This is a genomic window from Amycolatopsis ponsaeliensis (assembly GCF_030182635.1).
Lineage (GTDB): Bacteria > Actinomycetota > Actinomycetes > Mycobacteriales > Pseudonocardiaceae > Amycolatopsis > Amycolatopsis ponsaeliensis.
In genome coordinates, this window is record NZ_JAPZLD010000011.1 from 238,563 (window position 1) to 262,376 (window position 23,814).

Sequence of the window (23,814 nt, forward strand, 5' to 3'; positions counted from 1 at the left end):
CTGCGGACGCAGTCCTCTCGTAGGCACACGGACCGCGGCCCACCGTGGTTCACCCGAGCCGGCTAGGTGCCCGGCTCGCCGGTGTCGGTCGGCGTCTCCTTCGGGGTCGTCGACCCCTTCGTGTGCTTCGGCGTGGTCTCCGGCGACGACGACTGGCCGTGGCCGTGACCGTTGTTGTCGCCGCCGTTGTCACCCTGGTCGCCGTCGTCGGGGTTCTCGTCCGTCGGCGTCGCGTCCGTCGTCGTGGCCACGTCGGACGACGGCGGCGGCGGGACTTCACCGCCGATGCGGTCGACCTTGTCGAACTTCTCGCCCGGCTTGCCCGTCAGGTACAGCGACAGGAACTTCTGCCACATCGGGCCGGCGATGGTCGAGCCGTAGATCGGCGAGTTGTTCTTGCCGTGCAGCGGCTTGTTGCCGTCGCCGCCGACCCAGGCCGCCACCGAGACCGACGGCGTGTACCCGACCATCCACGTCTGCGAGTTCGCGTTCGCCGCCCATGCCGGCTCGCCCGCGACCTTGGTGTGCTGCTGCGTCCCGGTCTTGCCGGCGCACTCGTGGCCCGCCGGGCACTTGAGCTTCGAGAACCCGATGACCGGCTTCAGCGCCTCGGTGACGTTCCCGGCGATCTGGCGGCTCTTGCCCGAGTCGTCGTCGAACGCCGACTTCGCGTCGGTCGGCGCCTCGTAGGCGACCTCGTTCTGCCCGTTGGTCACCTTCAGCACGAAGTGGCGGTCGCGCTTCTCGCCGTTGGCCGCGAACGTCGCGTACGCCGAGGCCATGTCCAGCGGCGTGATCTGGGTTTCGCCACCGCCGAGGGAGATGTTGTTGTCCTTGGTCGAAATGATCGACTGGCCGCCGTCGTCGTTCTTGGTCTTCACGCCGGCCTCACGCGCCGCGTCCTTGACCGGGCCCTGCTTGGTCTGGTTGAGGACCATGTCGTAGAACACCGTGTTCGCCGAACGTTCCATCGCTTCGGCGACGGTGCACTGCTGCGAGCAGCTGGACCCCGGGCCGGCGTTGCGCACGACGCGGCCGTCGAACGTGCGGTTGTTGGAGCCGTCGAACGTCGCGTCGAGGCCCTTGCCCATCTTGAGGAACGCCGTGAGGTCGAACGGCTTCATCGACGACCCGGGGTTCTGCGGTGTGTCCGCCCAGTCGCGCCCGGCCTGGTCCTGCCCGTTGACCTGCACGATCGGCTTGCCGCCGTAGTAGGCGAGCACGCCGCCGGTCTTCGGGTCGACCGCGACGAGCGCGTTGAGCAGGTTGTCGTCCACCTGGCCCTTCATCGCCTCGGTGGCGGCCTGCTCCGCGGCCTGCTGGGCCTTCGGGTCGATCGTCGTCTGCACCTGGAACCCGCCGGAGTAGTAGCGGTCCTCCGGGATGTCGTGCGCGGCCAGCTCGTCCTTCACCTGCTGGACGACGAACGCGGGCGGCGCGCCGGCCTGCTGCTTGCTGTCCTCGAGGGGGATCGGCGTCGGGAACTGCGCCGCGGCGCGGTCGGCCGCGGAGATGTAGTTGTTCTTCACCATCCGGTCGAGCGCGGTGTTCCAGCGGTCCTGCGCGACCTTGGGGTTCTCCGACCGGCCGGGCTGCTGGATCAGGCCGGCCAGCAACGCGGCTTCCGAGAAGCTCAGGTCCTTGGCTTCCTTGTGGAAGAAGGCCTGCGACGCCGCGCCGACCCCGTACGCCCCGCGCCCGAAGTAGATGATGTTCAGGTACGCGGTGATGATGTCCTTCTTCTCGTACGTCTGGTTCATCTTGAAGGACTTGGCCAGCTCGGTCCACTTGCGCGTCAGCGTGGGCGCGTCGTTGTCGGTGGCCTTCTTGATGTACTGCTGCGAAATCGTCGAACCACCGCCGGTACCGCCGGTGGCCTGGTTGTAGACCGCGCGCAGCAGGCCGCCGACGTCGAAGCCGGAGTTGGTCTCGAACGAGTCGTCCTCGGTCGCGATCGCCGCGTGCTTCATGACGTCGGGGATCTGCTCCGGCGTCAGCAGCACCCGGTTGCCGCCGCGCGGGACGTCCTTGCCCATCGGCGAGCCGTCGGCGTAGAGGTAGGTCACCGCCTGGCTCTGGTTCTGCGCGACCTCCGTCGGCGACGGCACGTCGACCAGGAAGTACGTGATGACGAACGCGATCGCGGGCAGTACGAAGAACACCCCGACGAACCCGTAGCCGACCCGCCGGATGATCTTCCAGCGTCTCTTCTTGCGCTGCTCCGGCGTGAGGACCGGCTTGCCGTCGGCATCCGGCCGGTCGTCGTCGTAGCCGTCCGGCTCTTCGTAGGCGTGGTGCGTCATCAGCTCGGGGCCGCCGCTCATCGGCGGCGGTTCGGGCCGGTACCCACGCGGCGGCGTCTGCGGCGGCTGCTGCTGCGGCCGGCCGGGCGGCGGGGGCACGGGCCGGCGCGGACCCTGGCCGTACGGACCCTGGGGTGCGCGACGGCGCGGATCAGGTCCCTGGCCGGGCCAGGAGCGGGATCGATCGTCGGGCACGGGCAGTCCTCCAGTCAGCGCGGGCAGCGACAGCCGCCACCCCCTTTAGGAAGGGACGCGCGTGGAGCGCTCGGGTTCATTGCCCCGGCGCGAAACGATCACTCGCGGGTCCGGCGTCGCCGGGAGCGGCGGGCCCCCGGGAGGGGCTGACGCCTTTCGATCGTGTTTGTCGCGTTTGCCGTCTCCTTGCCCCGGATGGTGGCTTGCCGTGGTCGGAGGCGATTGAAAAGGTGATCCGGGGTCCGCAAATTCAGTGGACAACAGGGGGGATTCAATTGGTTTCAATTCTGAGACGCGTCCTGGTGGTTTCGGTCATCGCTGCCGGTTCGTTCGCGCTGGGAGTGGTCGTGCCGGCGGGCACCGCCTTCGCGAACGACGCCGAGAAGCTCGGCTTGGACGCCGGCCAAGCCGCGGAGCTCCAGGGACGAGTCGACCACTACCTGGCCAAGGTCGGTGGGGTCCAGGTCGCGGCCAACGAAATTCGCCTCCCGGGTGCGGTTCTTTCGCTCGCGTTGCCGGGGAGCGAACTGGCGGGCACCTGCGGGTGGGGACACATGTGTTCGTGGGCGGGTCAGAACTACACCAGCGACAAGCTCGACATGGCCGAGTGCAAGGAATACGGCATGCCGTTCGGGTCGATCGGGTCGTGGAAGAACAGTCAGACCACGGGAACGACGGTCGACTTCGAAAGCCGGGACCACGTGACCCGGTGGAAGTCGCCCGGGGCCTACGTCGATGACCCGAGCGCCGACTGGAGCTGGGTCTGGTACCTCAGCCTCTGCTGAGGCGGAAACGGAGAACGACCGGGACCCCGCGGGTCCCGGTCGTTCTCCGTTTCATGCGCTGCTATCCGGGCCCGGAGCCCGGTGGCTGGGCGAACCCGCCACCACCACCCGAGGTGTTGCCGAGCGGGAACGTCGGCGTCTCACCCGGGCCGGGCCGGGTGGGCCGGCCGGTCCGCGTCGAGGTGGTCGTGTCGGTGTTCGTGGGTTCTGTGCTGTCGGACGACTCCGGGGTGGTCGGCGTCGTGGTGATGCTCGGCGTGTCGGACGGCTTCGACTGCGTCGTCGTCACGTCGTTGACGTCCTTGCCGATCGCCTGGACCTTGTCGAACTTCTCCGCCGGTTTGCCCTTGAGATAGAGGTTCATGAAGTTCTGCCACGTCGGACCGGCGATGGTGGCACCGAAGATCGGCTTGTTCTTCGGGTCGTGCAGCGGCTTGTTGCCGTCGCCGCCCACCCAGACCGCGGCCGACACGGACGGTGTGTAGCCCACCATCCACGTCTGCGCGTTGCGGTCCTTGTACGACGCCGGGTCGCTGTCCTTCGCCGTGTACTGCTGCGTACCGGTCTTGCCGGCGCACTCGTGGCCGGTCGGGCACTTCAGCTTCGAGTGGTCGATGACCGGCACCAGCGCCTCGGTGACGTTGCCCGCGATCTGCTGGCTCTTCGACGCGTCGTCGTCGAACGCCGGGTTGGTCTTGATGTTGTTCTGGTCGAACTCCACCTCGTCCTGGTTGTTCGTCAGCTTCGAGACGAAGTGCTGCTCGTGGTAGACGCCACCGCTGGCGAACGACGCGTACGCGGCCGCCATGTCCTCCGGCGTCACGGCCGTGCCACCACCACCGAGCGAGATGTTGTTGTCGTCGGTGTAGAGGATGCTCTTGCCGTTCGGTGAAACCTTGACGCCGGCTTCCTTCGCCGCTTCCGCGACCCGCGACGGCTTCGTCACGTTCAGGACCATGTCGTAGAACACGGTGTTCGCCGAGATCTCCATCGCCTTCGCGACGGTGCAGTCCTTGCCGCAGCTCGCGCTGTCACCCGCGTTCCGGACCGTGCGGCCGCCGAGCACCCGGTTGTTCGAGCCGTCGAAGACCTCGCCGAGGCCCTTGCCCATCTTGAGGAACGCCGTGAGGTCGAACGCCTTCACCGACGAACCCGGGTTTCTCGCCTGGTTGGCGCGGTCCTGGGCGACCTGGTCCTTGCCGTTGGCGTCCTTCACGATCTCGGGCCCGCCGTAATAGGCGAGGACACCGCCGGTCTTCGGGTCGACCGCGACGAGCGCGTTCAGCAGGTTCTCGTCGGTCTGGCCCTTCATCCCGTCGGCGGTGGCCTTTTCGGCCGCGTCCTGGGCCGCCGGGTCGATCGTGGTGTAGATCTTGGCGCCGCTGGAGAACAGCTTGTTCTCGTCGTAGCCCTTCGCCGCCAGCTCGTCCTTGATCCGCTGCTGGACCTGGTAGGTGAGCTTGCCCGAGTTCTGCTCCTTGTTGGCGTTCTTCGGGATCGGCGTCGGGTACTGGAAGGTGGTGCGCTCGTCCGCGCGCAGCCACTTGTTGGCGACCATCTGGTCCATCACGTACGTCCAGCGCCGCTGGGCGTAGTCCTGGTTCTCCGAGCGGCCCGGCCCCTGGATCAGACCGGCCAGCAGCGAGGCCTCGGACGCGTTCAGGTCCTTGGCGTCCTTGTTGAAGTACGCCTTCGCGGCCGCCTGGATGCCGCTCGCGCCGCGGCCGAAGTAGACGATGTTCAGGTAGGAAGTGATGATCTCTTCCTTGGACTGCTGGTTGTTCATCTTGAACGACTTGGCCAGCTCGGTCCACTTGCGGGTCAGCGTCGGGGCGTCGTTCTGCGTCGCCTGCTTGATGTACTGCTGGGAGATGGTCGAACCACCGCCCTGGCCGCCGGAAACCTGGTTCCAGACCGCGCGCAGGATGCCGGTGACGTCGAAGCCCGAGTTGGTCTCGAACGTCGCGTCCTCCGCCGAGTACACCGCGTGCTTGACGACCTCGGGGACCTCGCCCGGCTTGAGCAGCTGGCGGTCGCCGCCCGGCGGCAGCTCTCGGCCCATCACCTGGCCGTTGGCGTCGTAGTAGGTGATCGGCTGGTTCTGCAGCGACTTGATGCTGTCCGGCGTCGGCACGTCGACCAGGAAGTAGGTGATGACGAACGCGATCGCGGGGACGACGAAGAACAGCCCGACGCAGGCGTACGCCACCCGCCGGGCGATCTTCCACCGGCGCTTCTTGCGCTGCGCCGGCGTGAGGACCTTCTTGCCCTTTTCGTCGAGCTCGTCCTGGGGCTCGACGTCGTCGGCGAACTCGTTGAACGCGGCAGCGTCGTAATCGTCGTAGCCGTCGTCGTACGGGTCGCGCCCGAAGTCGTCGGTGCCGTTGTGCGCGTGGTGGGTGATCAGGTCCGGTTCGCGCTCCGGGGGCGGCACCGGCCGCCCGCCGCGAGGCTGGCGGAAGCCCTCCGGCGGGGAAGCGGGCGGACCCTGCTGCGCGCGCTGGCCGGGCGGTGGCGGGACCGGCCGCCGCGCGGGCATGCCCTGCTGGCGGGGTCGCTGCGGCCGCCGCGCCGGCTCTTCGCCGGGCCACTGGGGGCCGCCTTCGTCGCCGGACGGCCACTCGGGCGATCCGCCGCCGCGCGGGTTGCCGCGGGGCGGCGTGCCGCGTTGCGCCGAATCACCGCGTGGCCGGCGGGGGGCTTCTTCGCCGGGCCAGGCGGGGCCGGGGTCTTCTCCCGGCCGTGGGCCCGGCTGGGCACGGCGAGGTGCATCTGGCTCCTGGCCGGGCCAGGAGCGGTTGCGATCGTCGTTCACGAATGGGCCTCCCAGACCGGCACCCGGTAGTGCGCCGTTCTGCGCTCTTCAGCGGTTGTGATCCAGCTCACCGGCCTGCGGTCCTTCGCGGACCGTCGACCGATTCCCCCGTACCGAGGACGTACGACCGGACCAGGTGGTTCCAGTGGCACGCCCGGCAGACTTCGACGTCGTACACGGTGAACTCGGCGAACGAGCCGGCCATCCTGGCCAGCTCCTCGGGGGTCCTCGCCGAGCCCGCGACGTGCTTGAGTTCGTCACCGTAGACCCAGGACACCAGGGTCAGCGGCTCCTGGCGGCAGATCGGGCAGGGCAGGTCACCGGCCCGGCCGTGGAACTTCGCCGCCCGCAGCAGGTACGGGCTCGCGTCGCAGGCTTCGTAGCTGCCGACGCGCCCGGAGCGGACTTCGGCGAGCAGCGCACGGCGCTGCAACGCGTAGTCCACGACCTGCCGCTGGTTAATCACCAGGACAGAGTACGGGCTCTTCCTGTGTCGTCCACGCCCCCTAGCGCGGCCGGTGGCCGGCCCGGTGGGGACACGCCGGACGTTCGATAACTCTCCGGTGAATTTCGCCCACTCCAGAGTGAGCAGGCCCGTTAGCTTCGCCACTTCGATGTATCGGCGCGATATAGTGGCTGAGTAGGTTGGATCGAGGCGATCGTTCGGAGCAACGCCGGTCGGCTCGGTTTGTTCCCGGAAGGGGGTGCGGTGTGCTGGAGTTCGCGATCCTCGGGCTTCTGCACGAAGCACCCATGCACGGGTACGTGCTGCGCAAGCGGCTGAACGAGACGCTCGGCACGTTCCGGACGTTCTCGTACGGCTCGCTGTACCCGACCCTGCGGAAGCTGCTGCGGGCCGGGTACCTGGTCGAAGAGCTGGACGAGGCCGACGACCGGGCGTGGTCGCGGCGCGGGCGGCGGGTCTACAAGCTCACCGCGGAGGGCAAGGAGCGCTTCGGTGAGCTGCTCGGCGACGCCGGGCCGCAGACTTGGGACGACGAGGGATTCGGCGTCCACCTGGCCTTCTTCTCGCGAACCCCGGCCGACGTGCGGATGCGGATCCTCGAGGGCCGCCGCCGCCGCGTCGAAGAACGCCGCGAGGGTATGCGGGCGGCCCTGGCCAGGGCAGAGCAGAAGATCGATCGCTACACCCGCGAGCTGCACCGGCTGGGGCTGGAGACCAGTGAGCGGGAGGTGCGCTGGCTCAACGAGCTGATCGCGCACGAACAAGCCGAACGGCAGGGTCCGGAGACCTGAGCCGCGCGGCCGGGCCGCAGCGTCGCGGCACCTGACCTACTGAACAGACACGGATTGAAGGAGAAACCCCCATGGGCGAGAACCGCCGCGTTCGGGTGGCCATCGTGGGCGTCGGCAACTGCGCGGCGTCGCTGGTCCAGGGTGTCCAGTACTACCGCGACGCGGACCCCGCCACGCGGGTCCCGGGTCTGATGCACGTCGACTTCGGCGGCTACCACGTCCGCGACATCGAGTTCGTCGCCGCGTTCGACGTGGACGCCAAGAAGGTCAGCCGTGACCTGTCCGAGGCGATCTTCGCCTCGGAGAACAACACGATCAAGATCGCCGACGTGCCGCCGCTCGGCGTCACCGTCCAGCGTGGGCACACCCACGACGGGCTCGGCCGCTTCTACCGCGAGACGATCGAGGAGTCCGACGAGACCCCGGTCGACATCGTCGCCGCGCTCCGCGAAGCGAAGGCCGACGTGCTCGTCTCCTACCTCCCGGTGGGTTCCGAGGTGGCCGACAAGTTCTACGCGCAGGCCTGCATCGACGCCGGTGTGGCGTTCGTCAACGCGCTGCCGGTGTTCATCGCCTCCGACCCGGAGTGGGCGCAGAAGTTCACCGACGCCGGCGTCCCGATCGTCGGTGACGACATCAAGTCCCAGGTCGGCGCCACCATCACGCACCGCGTCCTGGCGAAGCTGTTCGAGGACCGCGGCGTCCAGCTCGACCGGACGATGCAGCTCAACGTGGGCGGGAACATGGACTTCCTGAACATGAAGGAGCTGGAGCGGCTCGAGTCGAAGAAGATCTCGAAGACCCAGTCCGTCACCTCGCAGGTCGACCGCGACCTCGGCAAGGGCAACGTCCACATCGGACCGTCCGACTACGTGCAGTGGCTCGACGACCGCAAGTGGGCCTACGTCCGGCTCGAGGGCCGCGCGTTCGGCGACGTGCCGCTGAACCTGGAGTACAAGCTCGAGGTCTGGGACTCGCCGAACTCGGCGGGCATCATCATCGACGCCGTCCGCGCCGCCAAGATCGCGCTCGACCGCGGCATCGGCGGCCCGATCCTGTCGGCGTCGTCGTACTTCATGAAGTCGCCGCCGGAGCAGTACGACGACTCGACCGCGCGCGACGCCGTCGACAAGTTCATCCGCGGCGAGGTCGAGCGGTAAGGACTGTCCACCGTCGAAGGCCGTCACCGCTGGTGGCGGCCTTCTTCGCGTGGTGCACTAAACCGGTGGGGTGGGGCGCGCGTGAGCGTGGTGTGAGTGCGAGCGTCGGGGAGAGCGTGCCGGGGGACCTGGGCGCGCCGACCTTCCACGCCCTGTTCCGGGAGTACTTCGCCCAGATGACACGGCTGGCGCACCTGCTCGGCGCGGACGACGCGGAAAACGTCGCGCAGGAGGCTTTCGTCAAGCTCCACCAGCGCTGGGACACGCTGACCGATCACACGCGCGTGGCGGGCTACCTGCGCACGACCGTGGTGAACATGTCCCGGTCGCGCACGCGGCACCTGCGGGTCGTCCGGCGCACGCCGCAGGACAGGCCGCCGGACGAGCTGTCGGCCGAGGTCAGGGCGGTGGCCAACTGGGAGCACGAACAGCTGCGCGCGGTGGTGGGGAAGCTATCCCGGCGCCAGCGCGAGGTGCTGGTGCTCCGCTATTGGCTGGACTTGAGCACGGCGGCCATCGCGGAGACGCTGGGCATCTCACCGGGCACGGTCAAGGCGACCACGCACCACGCGATGGAGAATCTGCGCAAACACTTGGGGGACGACCTGGGAGGTGAGCGATGACCGACCTCGAACGCAAACTGGCCGAAGCACTGCGCGGACAGGCCGAGGAGGTCACGCCGAACCTCGACGCGGCCTGGGCGGAGCAGATGCGAAGGCAGCGAAAGCCACGCCGCCGCCGCGCGACGGTGTGGCTCGCCCCGCTGGCGGCTGTGTTGGTGGTGTTGACCAGCGTTCTGGTGGTCACGCGGATGCAGACGGCGGAGCCCACTCCGACCACGCCCGCGGACCGGATCGAAGCGTTGAGCCTGGCGAAGTTCGCCCCGGTAGCCATGGATTCCTTGCGATTGGAGCCGGGGGCGGTCGCACTCACCGACTTCGCCGGTCAGACCGACATGTGGACCGCCTACGCGTTCGCGGCTTTCAAGCCTGGCCTGACCGGCGGGCTTTTCTGCGTGGCCGCTGTGCCCGTCGGCCAGCCGCTCGCAGTCGGCGCTCCGCTGTTCAGCACGCCACAGTGCGTCTCGATGGAGGGAATGCCGTCCCATGGGGTGCGCGCCGGGTACGTCGGCGAGTTCGGTGGGCCGCTGCCGGCGGGCAAGGCCGTTTACTTCATGGATCCCACCGTGCGAACTCTGCAGCTCTTCGCGCCCAACGGTGACATGACCCAGGCGCGCTCGACCGGGCGGAGGATCTCGGAGTCCATGGTCTTCGTGGCCGATGTCGTCCCCGGAGCCGAGCCGGTCCGGTGCCGGGTGATCTGGGGTCCGCTCAGTTCGCCTCTAACGAACCCGGCAAGTCGGTGATCTTCTCCACCACCGCGGTCGCCTGCTTCAGCACCTCGGGATCCGGCGGAAAATGCGGGTTCGGCACCGCATACACAGCCATCCCCGCGGCCAACGCCGACCGCAGCCCGTTCGTCGTGTCCTCCACCGCCGCACAATCGCCCGGTGCCACTCCCAGCAGCTCGGCCGCCCGCAAGTACACATCCGGCGCCGGCTTCCCGGCCCCGACCTGCTCGGACGACACCGCCGCCCCCACCGGCAACCCCGTCACGTCCAGGAACCCCTTGATCAGGATCACCGGCGACGAGCTCGCGATCGCCACCGGCCACCGCTTCGCCACGGCGCGGACCACCTCCACCGCGCCCGGGATCAGCGGCGGCTCCTTGGCGTACCGCGCCGCCATGCGCTTGACCACCAAAGTCGCGATCTCGGGTGGCGTGAGCCGCGCGCCCAGCTCCTCCACCAGGTACCGGGCCCACTCCGGGGTGCTCATCCCCTGCTGCGCCCGCGTCGCCTCCTCGCGCCACGTGCCGCCGTGCTCGGCGACCACCGTGCGGCGCACCTCGTCCCAGATCCGCTCGGAGTCCACCAGCACGCCGTCGAGGTCGAAGATCACCGCGTCCATGCCAGGAGCCTAGCTTGTGAGCCGAGTTACTTAGCCACACTTACTAATTTTTGTTAGCCTTGCTAAGTGACTTCCGCGATCGCCGATCTCGCCCACCGGCTGCGGCCGCTGGTCTTCCGGCTCTACCACCAGGTGCGCCGCCAGACCCCGCAGCTGACGCTGACCCTCACGCAGGGCTCGGTGCTGAGCGAGCTCGTCAACGGCGGACCGCGGCGGATGAGCGCGCTGGCGGAGTTCGAGCGGGTCAAGCTGCCGTCGATGACCGACGTCGTCAGCCGCCTCGAACGCCTCGGCCTGGCCACCCGCGCGCCGGACCCCGCCGACCGGCGGGCGGTGCTCGTGGACGTCACCGACGAGGGTCGTCGCTTCTACGCCGAGATGGTCACCGCCCGCGAAGAGTTCCTTCGCGAGCGCCTGATCGCGATGGACGACGCCGACCGCGCTGCGATCGAGGCCGCCCTCCCGGCCCTCGCCAAACTGCTCGTCGACACCAAGAAGGAGGAACTGATCAGCGATGAGCGCTGAACACCACTCGAGCCTGCTGGACGCCGTCAAGGGCCAGCCCAAGCAGGTGTGGATCACCGCGTTCGCCGCGGTCATCGCCTTCATGGGGATCGGGCTGGTCGACCCGATCCTGCTGTCCATCGCCAAGGGCCTGGACGCGACGCCGTCCCAGGTCACCCTGCTCTTCTCGTCCTACCTCGGCGTCCAGGTCGTCGCGATGCTGGTCACCGGCGCGGCGAGCGCCAAGTTCGGCCCGAAGCGCACGGTGCTGGTCGGGCTGACGCTGATCGTCGCGGCGACCGCGCTGTGTTCGGCCGCCGGGTCGATCGAGCAGCTCGTCGGGCTGCGCGCGGTCTGGGGCCTCGGCAACGCGTTCTTCATCGCGACCGCGCTTTCGGTGATCGTCGGCGCCGCGACCGGCGGCCAGTCCGGCGCGATCCTGCTCTACGAAGCCGCCCTCGGTGTCGGCCTGTCGGTCGGCCCGCTGCTGGGCGCGCTGCTCGGCACCATCTCGTGGCGCGGCCCGTTCCTCGGCACCGCCGTCCTGATGGCCGGCGCGCTCGTGCTGTGCGCGGTGTTCCTGAAGAGCGACAAGCACGAGAAGCGTGATCCGATCAAGCTGCTCGACCCGCTGCGCGCGCTGAAGCACACCGGTCTGCTGCGCACCTCCGTCGCGTCGGCGCTGTACACCGCCGCGTTCTTCGCGGTGCTGGCCTGGTCGCCGTTCGTGCTGGGCTGGAACGCCATCGCCGTCGGGCTGATCTTCTGCGGCTGGGGCCTGTGCGTCGCGGTGGCGGGAGTGGCGTTGGCGCCGCGGCTGGCCGCGAAGCTGGGTGAGCGGCACGCCGCCGCGGCCGCCGTCTTCGGCTACGCCGTGCTGATGCTGGTGCTGGCCGTGCCGAGCAAGCGGGTCCTCGTCGCCGGCATCATCGTCTCGGGGCTGGTCTCCGGGCTGCTGAACACGCTGTTCACCGGCACCGCGATGTCGATCAGCGCCGCGCCGCGCCCGGTCGCCAGCGCGGGCTACAACTTCTGCCGCTGGCTCGGTGGCGCCGTCGCCGCGACGCTCGTCGGGCACGTCGCCGAGTGGTTCGGTTCGCCGCAGGCGCCGTTCGTCGCCTCCGCCGTGCTGTGCGTGATCGCCGGCGGGCTGCTCTCGCTGCGGGAGAAGAAGGCGGACCCGCACGCGGTGCCGCAAGAGGCGGTACTCGTCGGCGAAGAGTTCTGATCCACGGCCATTCGGGTGAGCGGTACATCTGCCGTTCACCTGTATGTCTGGAATGGATGGTTTGGGAGGCTTACGGTCGGTTCGTTCCCGAACTCCCACCATGGAGGCCTCGTGCCCGACCGTCTGCTTCCGCTGCTGCCCGTCCACCCGGGCGGCCGCTCCCCGATCACCTGCGAGTACCGCTGCGGCAACGCCTGTGCCCACCCCGAGCCGAACGAGTCCGGGAACGAGTACTTCGGCGACGTCGTGAAGGACATCTCCCGCCGCGGGGCCTTCAAGGCCGGTGCCGTGATGGCCGCCGCGGCCGGCGGGTTCGCCGCGCTGTCGGGGACCGCGGCCGCCGCACCGGCGCAAAAGCCGCGGCCGGTGCCCGGCACCGACTTCGACCCGGTCCCGCCGAACAAGCTCGACGCGGTCACCGTCCCGGACGGCTACGCGCAGAACGTCGTCATCCGCTGGGGTGACCCGGTGGTGCCGGGCGCGCCGAAGTTCGACTTCACCAAGCAGACCGCGGCCGCGCAGGCCAAGCAGTTCGGCTACAACGCCGACTTCGTCGGCCTGATCCCGCAGGATCCGCTGGGCCTGACGAACCTGCTCGTCGTGAACCACGAGTACACCGCCGAGGTGCACCTCTTCCCGGCCGACCAGTACGACCCGGCGAACCCCACCGAGGAGCAGGCGAAGATCGCCTGGGCGGCGCACGGCCTGTCCGTGCTGCTGACCCGCCGCGACCCGAGCCACGGCGGCCTCGAGGTCGTGCCCAGCCGGTACGGCCGCCGGATCACGCTCGACACGATCTTCGAGGTGCGCGGCCCGGCCGCCGGCTCGAAGTACCTGAAGACGTCGGCCGACCCCAGCGGGCGCAAGGTCCGCGGCACGCAGAACAACTGCTCCGGCGGTGTGACGCCGTGGGGCACCGTGCTTTCCGGCGAAGAGAACATCCACCAGTACTTCGCCAACTCCGAGAAGGTGACCGACCCGGTCGAGGCCGCGCGGCTGAAGCGGTACGCGATCGGCACCGGCACGAGCACCCGCAAGTGGGAGCGCTTCGACAAGCGCTGGGACGTCGCGCAGGAGCCGAACGAGCCGAACCGGTTCGGCTGGGTCGTCGAGATCGACCCGAACGACCCGACGTCGACACCCATCAAGCACACCGCCCTCGGCCGCCTCAAGCACGAGGGCTCGAACATCAAGATCACCGCCGACGGCCGCGTCGCCGCCTACACCGGCGACGACGAGCGGTTCGAGTACATCTACAAGTTCGTCTCCAAGGGCAAGTACAAGCCGGGCAAGAGCGCGCACGCGCGCCGCCACAACTCGGCGCTGCTCGACGAGGGCACGCTGTACGTCGCCCGTTTCACCGGCGACAGCCCGGGTGAGATCGACGGCACCGGCAAGCTCCCCGCCGACGGCGAGTTCGACGGCGCCGGCGAGTGGATCCCGCTGGCCAGCGGCAACAAGTCCTTTGTGGACGGATTCACCGCGGAGGAGGTCTACGTCTTCACGCGGCAGGCCGCCGACAAGGTCGCCGCCACGAAGATGGACCGGCCGGAGGACATCGAACCGAACCCGGTCAACGGCCGGATCTACGCGGCGCTGACCAACAACTCCGACCGCGGCGCGGCGGGCAAGGCCGGCGTCGACGAGGTGAACCCGCGCGTGGCCAACAAGAACGGGCAGATCCTGGAGTGGGAGGAGGCCCGCGGCGACGCGGCGTCGACGACGTTCTCCTGGCGGCTGCTGCTCGTCTGCGGTGACCCGGCCGCGGCCGACACCTACTACGGCGGCTTCGACAAGACCAAGGTCAGCCCGATCTCCTGCCCGGACAACGTCACCTTCGACCGCCACGGCAACCTGTGGATCTCCACCGACGGCAACGCGCTCGGCTCGAACGACGGCCTCTTCTCGGTGCCGGTGACCGGGCCGGAACGCGGGCACGTCAAGCAGTTCCTGTCGGTGCCGGTCGGCGCCGAGACGTGCGGCCCGAACGTCACCGACCACGTCGTGCTGGTCGCGGTGCAGCACCCGGGTGAGAACGCGGCGAGCTCGGCGAACCCGGCGTCGCACTGGCCCGACGGCGGCACCGCGCAGCCGCGGCCGTCGCTCGTCTCGGTGTGGAAGAAGGGCCGCCCCGGGCGTCCCGGTCGCATCGGCGAACGCTGACGCGCCGGGTCCGCGCCGGCCGAGGTTCACTCTTAAGTGGACGGTTCTCGGCCGGTGCGGGCCCGGGCCCCGCGCCATAGTCGAGGCATGATCCGTTCGGCGCGCGTGGTGGCAGTGGCGGTCGTGGCGCTCTCGGGGGCGGTGGTGCCCGCGGCGACCGCGGACCCGGCGCCCGCGTGCGGCGGGATCGCGGCCAACCCGAGCGTCGAGGAGACGGCGCGCAACGGCGCCCCGGACAGCTACGTCTTCACCCCGGCCGCGCCGGTCCCGCCCGGAACCCCGGCCGCGAAGGCGCCGAAGCTGCTGACCGAACAGGCCTTCGCCGTCGACGGGCAGCGGTCGGCGGTGATCCAGACGCCGGACGGCAAGGCCAGCACCGCCTACTCCACCGAGAAGTTCGTGCCCGGCGGCGTGTACACGCTCAGCGTGTCGACCGGCTCGTACGTGCCGGCCGCGGCTCCGGCGACGGGCCTGCGCTTCTTCGACGTGAACGGCGCCCAGGTCCAGGAGACCAAGCTGGTCGCCGACCACGACGCCGGCAACGGCCACCTGGCGAAGCAGGACTTCCCGGCGGCGACCGCCCCGGCGAAGGCGGCGGCGGTGAAGTTCTTCGCCACGACGAGCGCCGAGCGGCTGCGCTGGGACTGCGTCGGCCTGCAGCTCGCGGCCTACTCGGTGAAGAAGGAAGTGCAGAACCCGGCGACCGGCGCGTGGGGCCCGTTCGCGACGGTCACCGCGGGCGAGACCGCGCACTACCGCGTCACCGTGACGAACGAAGGCACGCAGGACCTCACCGGGATCACGGTGCAGGACCCGTGGTGCAGCGGGAAGTTCGAGCCGTTCGCGCTGGCCGGCGGCGCGAACAAGCAGCTGACCTGCGACCACCCGAACCTGACGGTGGCCGACACCGGGCACGTCAACACGGCGAAGGTGACCGGCGTGCAGTACCCGGGCGGCACGCTGGGCGACAAGACGGCGTCGGCGACGATCACCGTCCTGCCGCCGCCGGCGATCGCCAAGATCGGCGACTTCGTGTGGAACGACCGCAACCGCGACGGGATCCAGGACCCGGACGAGCCGGGCGTCGCGGGGGTGAAGGTGACGCTGAAGGACGGCGCGGGCGGCACGGTGGGCACCGCGACCACCGACGACAAGGGCAAGTACGGCTTCGAGAAGCTGAAGGACGGCACTTACCAGGTGTGTTTCGCGGTCCCGGCGGACTTCACGGTGACCCGCAAGGACGCGGCCGCCGACGACCGCGACTCCGACGCGGACCCGGACGGCTGCACGGCACCGCGCACCCTCGGCGGACCGAACCGCGAGGACTTCACGGTGGACCTCGGCCTGGCCCCGCCGACGAACCGGATCGGCGACTTCGCCTGGTCGGACACCAACGGCAACGGCCTGCAGGACGCCGGCGAACCGGGCTTGGCCGGGGTGAAGGTGACGCTGGCCAACGGCACGAGCGTGGTCACGGGCCCGGATGGTGCCTACGCCTTCACCGGCCTGGAGGACGGCAGCTACCAGGTCTGCTTCACGGCCGAGGGCAAGCACCCGACCGGCAAGGACATCGGCGACGACGCGAAGGACTCGGACGCGGACCCGGCGACGGGCTGCGCGGACCCGCGCCAGCTCGGCAAGGACAAGCGCGACGACCAGACGGTGGACGTCGGGTTCGCCTAGTTACGGTGGGCGCATGACGGATCTCCCCCTCGCCCTCGTCACCGGTGCCTCACGCGGCATCGGCGCGGCGGTCGCGCACCAGCTGGCCCCGACCCACCGCGTCCTCCTCGGCGGCCGTGACGCGACTGCCCTGGCCACGCTGGCGAAGGAGCTTCCCGGCGCGAAGCCGTGGCCGGTCGAGCTGACCGACCCCGCGTCGCTCGCCGAGGCCGTATCGGACATCGCGGAGCTCGACGTCCTGGTCCACTCGGCCGGCGTCGCGCGCTTGGGCCGGATCGAGGACGCGTCCGCCGAAGCGTGGCGCGACAACTTCGAGGTCAACACCCTGGCCGTCGTCGAGCTGACCCGCCTCCTGCTGCCGGCTCTGCGCGCGGCCCGCGGGCACGTCGTCGTGATCAACTCCGGTGCCGGCCGCAACGCGCGTCCGGGCTGGTCGCCGTACGCGGCGAGCAAGTTCGCCGTCCGCGCCTTCGCCGACGCCCTGCGCGAGGAAGAGCCCGAGATCCGCGTGACGTCGGTCTACCCCGGCCGCACCGACACCGAGATGCAGCAGGAGATCTTCAAGGGCGAGGGCCGCGACTACGACACGTCGCACCTGCTGAAGGCGGACTCGGTGGCGACCGCGGTGGCGACAGCCGTGTCAGCCACCCCGGACGCCCACCTGACCGAGCTGATCCTGAGGCCGAACTAACGCAGGCGGGCGGCGGTCTCGGCCACCCCGGCCTGGACCTTCGCCCGGTCCACCTTCAGCGACTCGCCGTCGGCCACGACCTGCTCGCCGGCGACCCACACGTCGCGGACGCGCCGCGACCCGGCCGCCCAGACGAGGTTCGACAGCAGCTGCACGTCCGGGACGTCCACGCCGCACGCGAAGGCCGGGTCGTCCAGGTCGATGTGGACCAGGTCGGCCCACCGGCCCGGCTCCAGCGCCCCGATGTCGTCCCGGCCCAGCGCCGCCGCGCCGCCGCGGGTGGCCAGCAGGAGGACGTCGGCCGCGGTCAGCACCGTCGAGTCGCCGGTCGCCAAGCGGGCGAACATCGCCGAGAGCTGCAGCTCTTCCCAGAGGTCGATGTCGTCGTTGGACGCCGGGCCGTCGGTGCCGAGGCCGACCGCCACGCCGGCGTCGCGCAGGTCCTTGATCCGCGCGATGCCCGAAGCCAGCTTCGCGTTCGAGCCCGGGCAGTGCGCCATGCCGACGCCGTACTGGGCGAACAGCGCGATGTCGGTGTCCGACAGGTGGATCGCGTGCGCCGCCAGCACCCGGCCGTCGAGCACGCCGAGCTTCTGCAGCAAAGCGGGCACCGAGCCGTGGACCGCGCGGACAGCCGTGTCCTCGGCGGCCGCCTCGGCGATGTGGATCTGCACCAGTGCACCGCGCGAAGCAGCTGACTCCGCCGTCGCGCGCAGGCCCTCTTCGGAGAGCATGTACGCCGAGTGCGGGCCGTAGCCCAGCTCGATGCGGTCGCCCGGGCCGAAGCGGAGGCCGTCGGTGTCGATCCAGCGCTCGATCGCGGTCAGCTGGGCCCGCCAGTCGAGGCCCGGCAGCTCCATCACCGGCGGCGCGACCAGCACGCGGCCGCCCGTCGTGAGGACCGCGTCGACCAGCTGCTCGCCTTCGAAGTACATCTCGGCGCTGGTCGTGACGCCGTGGCGCAGCATCTCGACCGAGCCCAGCAGCATGCCGGTGCGGACGTCTTCGGGCCGCAGCTTCGCTTCGGCGGGCCAGATGATCTCGTTGAGCCAGGGCAGCAGCGGCAGGTCGCCGCCCATGCCGCGCAGCAGCGTCATCGGGCTGTGCGCGTGCGTGTTGACCAGGCCGGGGAGCAGGATGCCGGTCAGGGTGGTGACCGGTGCGGCGGACTCGGGGGCGGTGGCCGCCGGTCCGCAGTAGGAGATGCGCCCATCGCTGTCCACATCGACGACCGCGTCACGCAAAAGCGAACAAGACGCGTCGGCGGGGAGAACGACAGGGGCGTGGAAACGGCGTTGCATCTCTGGATACTACGCACCCTCGATTACGACACGACTCCACTCCGCCACGCCCAGGCGGCGATCTCCACGCGGTTGCGGGCGCCGATCTTGCCCTGCACCGATGCCAGGTGCGTCTTCACCGTGGACAGGGACAAGAACAGCTCCGCGCCGATCTCGGTGTTCGTCAAGCCGCGCGCCGCCGCCTGGACGACGTCCATCTCCCGCGCGGTCAGCGGCTCCGAAGGCGGTGCCGCCTGCGAACGGGTCGAGCCGCCGTCGAAGTGCTTGAGCAGCCGGATGGTGATCTGCGGCGAGACCAGCGCGTCGCCGCGGTCGGCCGCGCGGACCGCCTCGATCAGCAGTGCCGGGCCCGCGTCCTTCAGCAGGAAGCCGTGGGCGCCGTTGCGCAACGCCGTGTGCACGTATTCGTCGAGGTCGAACGTGGTGACCACGACGACTTTCAGCGGGTCGGTCACGTCCGGTCCGGCCAGCTGCCGGGTGACCTCCAGCCCGTCGAGGCCGGGCATGCGGATGTCGAGCAGGCAGACGTCCGGGCGCAGCTCGCGGGCCTTCGACACCGCCGAGACGCCGTCCGCGACATCGGCGACGACCTCGATGTCCTCCTGCGCGTCCAGGATCATGCGGAAGCCCATCCGCACCATCTCCTGGTCGTCGGCGATCAGTACCCGGATCACTCGTCCCCTTCCCCGGCGGCCAGCGGCAGCCACGCTTCGACCCGCCAGCCGCCGTCCGGGCCGCGCCCGGCCGACAGCCGTCCTTTGAGCAGTGCGACGCGCTCGCGCATCCCGACCAGACCGTAGCCGCCGGACCCGCCGGCGGGCCGTCGCGCCGTCTCGTGCCCGTTGTCCGTCACCCGCAGGTGCAGTTCGGTGCCGCTCACCTCGGCCAGCACGAACGCGTCGGTCGCGTCCGAGGCGTGCTTGCCGACGTTCGTCAGCGACTCCTGGACCAGTCGCAGCGCGGAGCGGCCGACCTCGTGCGGCAGGTCCGGCGGCAGGTCGAGGTGCATCGACGTCGGCACGCCGTGGTTGGCGCTTTCGACCAGCTTCCGCAGGTCGGCGCCGAGATCCGTGGTGGCCTGCTCGCTGAACTCGCTCGACCCGGCCGGCGCGTCACCGCGCATCGAGCGGACCAGCCGCCGCATCGCCGCGAGTGCTTCGACGCCGGCGTTCTCGATCCGGCCCATCGCCTCGACCGCGATCTGCGGGTTCCGCTCGGCCATCATCCGCGCGGCCTGGGCCTGCACGACGATGCCGGTGACGTGGTGGGCGACGACGTCGTGCAGCTCGCGGGCCAGCGCCATCCGCTCGGCGGTCTGCGCGTCGGCCACCGCCGACTGGACGACCGTGGTGCGCTCGGAGTCCCGCGACCGCAGCATCAGGCCGACGGCGATCGAGATGCCGAGCAGCAACGCGGCGGCGAAGGCCAGGATGGACAGGGTCTGGGGGTCGGCCTGCAGGCCCTGCGGCCGGTTCGAGTTGAGGATCGCGCCGAGGGCGACGACGGCTGACAGGAGGCCGATCCGCGGCCACGACTGGCTCAGCCCGCGGGCGCGGGTCACGTTCACGATCACGCCCATCGCGGCGATGACCTGCACGAACGGCACGCCGCCCGGCATCGGGTACTCGTAGCGCAGGTGCAGGAACGGCGTGACGAGCGCGGACACCAGCAGGATCCCGCCGATGCCTAGGAGCGCGTCCGCCGGCCGCCGCGGGGACAGCACCGCGATGACGGCCGCGACGAGCGAGCAGAACAGGATCGGGAACCCGCGGGCGTTGCTCGAATACGTGTAGCCGAACTCGAACAGCAACGCGAACCCGAGCAGGCCGATCAACGGCCACTGCCCCATGGCCAGCTCGTTCACCCGCTGCAGCTTCCGCGTCCGCGGATCGGCCTTCGGGCTGCGGTCCCGGAGCGTGATGGCCGGCACCACCGCCCCGGCGAGCAGCAGCAGGCCGAACAGCAGTGCCTGGGTGGCCGTGCCGCCGTCGATGTCGCCGACGCCGCTGTACCGGCCGAAGACGGCGACGAGGCACCCGACGACCAGGACGCTGACCACGCAGAACGCCACACCCGCCCGGGCCCGGCGGGCCACGAAGTAGACCATCAGCACCCCGGCCACGACCTCGGTGATGGTCACCTTCGGCAGCACGCTGGAGTAGGGCGGGACGCGGAACGCGTGGATGAAGAGAGTCGAGAACACCAGCACGGCGGCGCCGGTCACGCCGGCGACGGCCGCGCGCTTCTGGGCCCACACCCCGCACGCCGTCATCGCGAACATGCCGGGAAGCAGCCCGAAGTCGACGAACTTCGGGCCTTGGTCGTCGAGCGCTGCTTGCGTCGTGAAGACGACGTCGAAGAGCAGGGCGGCGAACAGGACCGCCGAGGGCACGCCGATGCGCCGCACGAGGGCGGCGGTGCGTGCGTAGAGCTTGTTCGGCGGGGGCGCGGCGGTCACAACGTGACGTTAGAGGATCTGCCCGCGTCCGCACCTTGGCCGAGTGGTCCGCACTCCCTCGGCCGATCGGCCGATGCGCCACGGCTCGTGACTGGCCGTCTGCCCGAAGTGGACTCCCCCGATCTCCGCGAAGCTCGTCGGCATCAAGATCCGAACCGACAGGGAGAACCTCGTGGACCCGAACACTCCACAGTGGACCAATGGGCCGGTGTTGTCCGGCCGCGGGCTGGTGAAGCGCTACGGCGCTCAGTACGCCCTGGCCGGCATCGACATCGACATCCAGCCGGGCGACGCCGTCGCCATCGTCGGGCCGTCCGGCTCCGGCAAGACGTCGCTGCTGCACGTCCTGGCCGGGATCCTCCGGGCCGACGACGGGCAGATCCTCCTGGCCGGGCAGCGGATCGACCACCTCGGCGAGAAGAAGCGCAGCGAGCTGCGCCGCACCGAGTTCGGCTTCGTCTTCCAATCGGGGATGCTGGTCGCCGAGCTGTCGGCCGAAGAGAACGTCGCGCTGCCGTCGCTGCTGGCCGGGCTCGGCCGCAAGGAGGCCATCGACGCCGGCCGCCAGTGGCTCGCGCGCCTCGGCCTGGCCGGCAAGGAGCGCCGCCGCCCGGGCGAGCTGTCCGGTGGCGAGGCCCAGCGCGTCGCGATCGCGCGGGCGCTGACGCACCGGCCGAAGGTGATCTTCGCCGACGAGCCGACCGGCGCGCTGGACACGCGTACCGGCCGCGACACGATGGACGCCCTGCTCGGCGCCGCCCACGAGACGGGCGCCGCGGTGCTCGTGGTGACCCACGATCGCGAGCTGGCCGAGTCGATGCCGAAGACCGTCGCGATCCGCGACGGCCTGATCGCGACGAGGCAGGCGGCGTGAACTCGCTCCAGATCGCCCTGCGGGTGCTGAAGGTCGACCGGCGGACCCGGACGTCGGCGATCCTCACCGCGATCGGGGTGGCCGTCGCGACCGGGCTGGTGCTGCTGCTGGCGACGCTGCCGTTCGCCACGCAGCACCGCGAGCAGCGTGCCCTCTGGCAGGGCGAGCACTACTACAGCCGCGGCTCCGACGCCCCGGCCAAGATCCTCTTCAACTCGTCGAAGGACTACTTCGACGGTCAGCAGATCATGCGCGTCGACGTCGCCTTGACCGGCGGCGCGACGCCCGGGTCCATCCAGCTGCCGGCGGGGGTGCCGCAGCTGCCGGGGCCGGGTGAGACCGTCGTGTCGCCCGCGCTCGGCCGGCTGCTGCAGGCCCACTCGGCCGACCAGCTCGGCGACCGGTTCGGCAAGCCCGTCGGCGCGCTCGGCGAGGACGGCCTCCGCTACCCGGAGCAGCTCGTCGCGCTCGTCGGGCACACGCCCGACGCGATGCCGGAGAACGCCTACCCGATCGCGGGCTTCCCCGCCGGGAAGGCGAGCGCGGACGGCCTGCTGATGCTGCTGTCCTGGGTCGGGATCATCGTGCTGCTGGTGCCGAGCCTGGTGCTGGTCGCGTCGTCGGCGCGGCTGACCGCGGCCCGGCGGGAGCGGCGGCTCGCCGCAATCCGGCTGGCCGGGGCGACGCCGGGGCAGGTCACGAACATGGTGGCCGCCGAGACGACGTTGTCCGCGGGCATCGGCGCCCTGCTCGGCCTGCTGCTGAGCCCGGCGCTGCGCGGCCTCGCGTCGTTCGTGCCGTGGGCCGGCGGGACCTGGCAGGCGTCCGACTTCGCGCTGCCGGTCGGCCTGACGGTGTTCATCGCCGTGGCCATCCCGGTGCTCGTGGTCCTGGCCGGCATCCTCGGCCTGCGCCGCGTGCTCAAGAACCCGCTGTTCGCGACCGGTGGCCACACGAAGAAACCGCTGCACTGGTGGCGGCTGCTGGCGCTGCCCGCGGCCGGGCTGTTCTTCCTCGTCGCGGTGACGACGGCGAAGGACTCCGGCGGCATCACCATGGTCATGGCGGGCCTGTTCCTGCTGGTCGGCTCGGCCGCGATCGTCGGGCCGTGGGTGACGTCGGCGGTGGGCGGCACGTTCGTCCGGATCTGGCGCCGGCCGTCCTCGCTGCTCGCCGGGCGCCGCCTGCGTGACGACCCGAAGAGCGCCTACCGGGCGTCCGCCGGGATCGTGCTCGCGGTGTTCGCCGGGTCGATGGCGCTGACGCTGCTGCCGACGTTCGAGTCGATGGCCGGTGGCGGGCGGTCTTTCCAGGACTCCGTGCTCTACGTCGACACCGATGCCCAGCACGCGGACAAGATCGTCGGCCAGGCCAACGCGTCCCTGCAGAAGTACGGCCAGTCCGAGAAGGCGGTCGCCGTCGGCGAGATCTACCTCGCCAAAGGCGAGGGCCGCGACCGCTCGCTCCAGCGCGGCCTGGTCATGAGCTGTGCGGACGCGGTCAAGCTGACGCGGTTCGGGATCACGCCGGAGATGTGTGCCGGCGGGCCGGCGATCTACGGCGACTCCGCGCTCGACCTGGCGCAGTACAAGCTCACCGGCGACTACGACGCGGCGGGCGCCACGCCGAAGTCGGGCACGCGGATGGAAGCCGTCCACTTCGCCGACTCGGACCTCTCGGGCTCGCTCGTCATCGACCCGGCCGCGCTGCCCGAGGGCGTCACGCCGAAGTACGTCACCGTGGTCGCGCCGACGACCGACGCGAACCGCGAGATCGTCCGCACGGCGCTGGCCGGGCCGGCCGCCGGCGCGGAGGTCGGCAGCCGCGACCAGTACCTGTTCAACCAGCAGACCGAGCTCGGCGACCTGCGCCGCGTCACGGTGATCGGCCTGGTCGCGGCGGGGATCCTGGCCGGCTGCAGTGCCGCCGTCGCGACCGCGGGGTCGGTGATGGACCGCCGCCGGACGTTCGGGGCGCTGATGGCCGCGGGCACGCCGGTGCGGGTGCTGGCGAGGGCGTTGCGGATGGAGGCCGCGCTGCCCGCGCTGGTCGCCACCATCGGCGCGGGAATCGTCGGGGTACTGGTCGGTGTTGGGTTGTTCAGCATGGTCGACGAGCGGGGCATCGTGCTCAGCCCGTGGATCCTGGCGCCGGTCGTGCTCGGGGTCGGGGTGGCCCTGCTCGGCGCGTCGGTCTGCACACCCGCCCTCAAGCGGGTGCAGGCGGAACCGCTGGCCGACGAATAGGACGTTCGCCCCTCTGTCGGGGGAGGGGCGAGCACCGGGGGTAAGAGGGAGGTCGTGAGTGAGAAACAGTGTTAGAACTGTCGATGGGCGCTGGCGTGCGCTCGCGGGTGGGATGAGAATCGGTGGGCGTGTCGCCGGTCGACGTCGGCTGTGTTTGGCCGTGGAGGCCGGGTTAGAACTT

At 70.4% G+C, this 23,814-nt stretch carries 19 protein-coding genes; 12 read left to right on the forward strand and 7 right to left on the reverse strand.

The features are described from left to right. Positions 1 to 62 precede the first annotated feature (62 nt). The gene (locus QQ657_RS19010; protein ID WP_284743529.1) at positions 63 to 2,324 is read right to left on the reverse strand and encodes a transglycosylase domain-containing protein; all 2,262 of its coding nucleotides are present in this window, start codon (positions 2,322 to 2,324) and stop codon (positions 63 to 65) included. 476 nt (positions 2,325 to 2,800) lie between these two features. Here QQ657_RS19010 and QQ657_RS19015 point away from each other — a divergent pair, with 476 nt between their 5' ends. Next, positions 2,801 to 3,283 carry a hypothetical protein gene (locus QQ657_RS19015; RefSeq protein ID WP_284743502.1) on the forward strand — a complete coding sequence of 161 codons (483 nt, stop codon included), beginning with the start codon at positions 2,801 to 2,803 and terminating at the stop codon, positions 3,281 to 3,283. A gap of 61 nt (positions 3,284 to 3,344) precedes the next feature. On the opposite strand, the gene QQ657_RS19020 is transcribed toward QQ657_RS19015, so the two are convergent. Then, entirely contained in the window at positions 3,345 to 6,098 is a 2,754-nt protein-coding gene (locus tag QQ657_RS19020) for a transglycosylase domain-containing protein (protein WP_284743503.1), read from the reverse strand. Between the two features lie 67 nt (positions 6,099 to 6,165). Continuing rightward, the gene (locus tag QQ657_RS19025; protein ID WP_284743504.1) at positions 6,166 to 6,564 is read right to left on the reverse strand and encodes a DUF5318 domain-containing protein; all 399 of its coding nucleotides are present in this window, start codon (positions 6,562 to 6,564) and stop codon (positions 6,166 to 6,168) included. A gap of 245 nt (positions 6,565 to 6,809) precedes the next feature. On the opposite strand from QQ657_RS19025, the gene QQ657_RS19030 reads away from it, so the two are divergent. The 4 genes from QQ657_RS19030 to QQ657_RS19045 all read left to right on the forward strand — a co-directional run bounded on the left by QQ657_RS19030 (position 6,810) and on the right by QQ657_RS19045 (position 9,881). Next, positions 6,810 to 7,355: a PadR family transcriptional regulator gene (locus QQ657_RS19030; RefSeq protein ID WP_155548231.1), complete on the forward strand. Its 546-nt coding sequence runs from the start codon at positions 6,810 to 6,812 to the stop codon at positions 7,353 to 7,355. Positions 7,356 to 7,426: 71 nt separating this feature from the next. Further along, a complete protein-coding gene (locus tag QQ657_RS19035) occupies positions 7,427 to 8,515 on the forward strand; it encodes an inositol-3-phosphate synthase (protein WP_284743505.1) in 1,089 nt (362 codons plus the stop codon). A 92-nt stretch (positions 8,516 to 8,607) separates the two neighbouring features. After that, positions 8,608 to 9,138, forward strand: a complete 531-nt coding sequence (locus tag QQ657_RS19040) for an RNA polymerase sigma factor (RefSeq protein WP_284743506.1) — start codon at positions 8,608 to 8,610, stop codon at positions 9,136 to 9,138. After that, complete coding sequence (locus QQ657_RS19045; RefSeq protein WP_284743507.1) at positions 9,135 to 9,881, forward strand: hypothetical protein; 747 nt, start codon at positions 9,135 to 9,137, stop codon at positions 9,879 to 9,881. Before QQ657_RS19040 ends, QQ657_RS19045 begins: the two co-directional genes overlap by 4 nt. Here QQ657_RS19045 and QQ657_RS19050 read toward each other — a convergent pair. Continuing rightward, positions 9,847 to 10,485, reverse strand: coding sequence for an HAD family hydrolase (locus QQ657_RS19050; protein ID WP_284743508.1), 639 nt, complete (start codon positions 10,483 to 10,485; stop codon positions 9,847 to 9,849). The genes QQ657_RS19045 and QQ657_RS19050 overlap by 35 nt on opposite strands. A 66-nt stretch (positions 10,486 to 10,551) precedes the next feature. On the opposite strand from QQ657_RS19050, the gene QQ657_RS19055 reads away from it, so the two are divergent. The 5 genes from QQ657_RS19055 to QQ657_RS19075 all read left to right on the forward strand — a co-directional run bounded on the left by QQ657_RS19055 (position 10,552) and on the right by QQ657_RS19075 (position 16,754). Beyond that, positions 10,552 to 11,010 (forward strand): MarR family winged helix-turn-helix transcriptional regulator, encoded by a 459-nt coding sequence (locus tag QQ657_RS19055; RefSeq protein ID WP_284743509.1) that lies wholly within the window; start codon positions 10,552 to 10,554, stop codon positions 11,008 to 11,010. Next, positions 11,000 to 12,217, forward strand: coding sequence for an MFS transporter (locus QQ657_RS19060; RefSeq protein ID WP_284743510.1), 1,218 nt, complete (start codon positions 11,000 to 11,002; stop codon positions 12,215 to 12,217). Before QQ657_RS19055 ends, QQ657_RS19060 begins: the two co-directional genes overlap by 11 nt. 111 nt (positions 12,218 to 12,328) lie before the next feature. Next, positions 12,329 to 14,380, forward strand: coding sequence for a PhoX family protein (locus QQ657_RS19065; protein ID WP_284743511.1), 2,052 nt, complete (start codon positions 12,329 to 12,331; stop codon positions 14,378 to 14,380). Between the two features lie 87 nt (positions 14,381 to 14,467). After that, on the forward strand, positions 14,468 to 16,063 hold the full coding sequence (locus QQ657_RS19070; RefSeq protein ID WP_284743512.1) for a DUF7850 domain-containing protein: 1,596 nt from the start codon (positions 14,468 to 14,470) through the stop codon (positions 16,061 to 16,063). Between the two features lie 13 nt (positions 16,064 to 16,076). After that, positions 16,077 to 16,754 carry an SDR family oxidoreductase gene (locus QQ657_RS19075; protein ID WP_284743513.1) on the forward strand — a complete coding sequence of 226 codons (678 nt, stop codon included), beginning with the start codon at positions 16,077 to 16,079 and terminating at the stop codon, positions 16,752 to 16,754. Here the strand turns inward: QQ657_RS19075 and QQ657_RS19080 are convergent. From QQ657_RS19080 to QQ657_RS19090, 3 genes are read right to left on the reverse strand one after another with little or no spacing between them, the layout of a single operon-like run. Further along, entirely contained in the window at positions 16,751 to 18,055 is a 1,305-nt protein-coding gene (locus QQ657_RS19080; RefSeq protein WP_284743514.1) for an amidohydrolase family protein, read from the reverse strand. The genes QQ657_RS19075 and QQ657_RS19080 overlap by 4 nt on opposite strands. 23 nt (positions 18,056 to 18,078) lie before the next feature. Continuing rightward, positions 18,079 to 18,729 (reverse strand): response regulator transcription factor, encoded by a 651-nt coding sequence (locus tag QQ657_RS19085; RefSeq protein WP_284743515.1) that lies wholly within the window; start codon positions 18,727 to 18,729, stop codon positions 18,079 to 18,081. Further along, complete coding sequence (locus tag QQ657_RS19090) at positions 18,726 to 20,513, reverse strand: sensor histidine kinase (protein ID WP_284743516.1); 1,788 nt, start codon at positions 20,511 to 20,513, stop codon at positions 18,726 to 18,728. Before QQ657_RS19090 ends, QQ657_RS19085 begins: the two co-directional genes overlap by 4 nt. A gap of 172 nt (positions 20,514 to 20,685) precedes the next feature. Here QQ657_RS19090 and QQ657_RS19095 point away from each other — a divergent pair, with 172 nt between their 5' ends. Together QQ657_RS19095 and QQ657_RS19100 are read left to right on the forward strand one after the other, a co-directional pair. Continuing rightward, positions 20,686 to 21,387 carry an ABC transporter ATP-binding protein gene (locus tag QQ657_RS19095; protein WP_284743517.1) on the forward strand — a complete coding sequence of 234 codons (702 nt, stop codon included), beginning with the start codon at positions 20,686 to 20,688 and terminating at the stop codon, positions 21,385 to 21,387. Then, positions 21,384 to 23,633 (forward strand): FtsX-like permease family protein, encoded by a 2,250-nt coding sequence (locus QQ657_RS19100; protein ID WP_284743518.1) that lies wholly within the window; start codon positions 21,384 to 21,386, stop codon positions 23,631 to 23,633. Before QQ657_RS19095 ends, QQ657_RS19100 begins: the two co-directional genes overlap by 4 nt. The last annotated feature ends 181 nt before the right edge of the window (positions 23,634 to 23,814 follow it).

Bases quoted from the DNA above. Each gene is read 5' to 3' on its own strand.
- QQ657_RS19010 (WP_284743529.1), bottom strand. From the start codon at position 2,324: ATGAGCGGCGGCCCCGAGCTGATGACGCACCACGCCTACGAAGAGCCG.
- QQ657_RS19035 (WP_284743505.1), top strand. From the start codon at position 7,427: ATGGGCGAGAACCGCCGCGTTCGGGTGGCCATCGTGGGCGTCGGCAAC.
- QQ657_RS19045 (WP_284743507.1), top strand. From the start codon at position 9,135: ATGACCGACCTCGAACGCAAACTGGCCGAAGCACTGCGCGGACAGGCC.
- QQ657_RS19050 (WP_284743508.1), bottom strand. From the start codon at position 10,485: ATGGACGCGGTGATCTTCGACCTCGACGGCGTGCTGGTGGACTCCGAG.
- QQ657_RS19060 (WP_284743510.1), top strand. From the start codon at position 11,000: ATGAGCGCTGAACACCACTCGAGCCTGCTGGACGCCGTCAAGGGCCAG.
- QQ657_RS19070 (WP_284743512.1), top strand. From the start codon at position 14,468: ATGATCCGTTCGGCGCGCGTGGTGGCAGTGGCGGTCGTGGCGCTCTCG.
- QQ657_RS19075 (WP_284743513.1), top strand. From the start codon at position 16,077: ATGACGGATCTCCCCCTCGCCCTCGTCACCGGTGCCTCACGCGGCATC.
- QQ657_RS19080 (WP_284743514.1), bottom strand. From the start codon at position 18,055: ATGCAACGCCGTTTCCACGCCCCTGTCGTTCTCCCCGCCGACGCGTCT.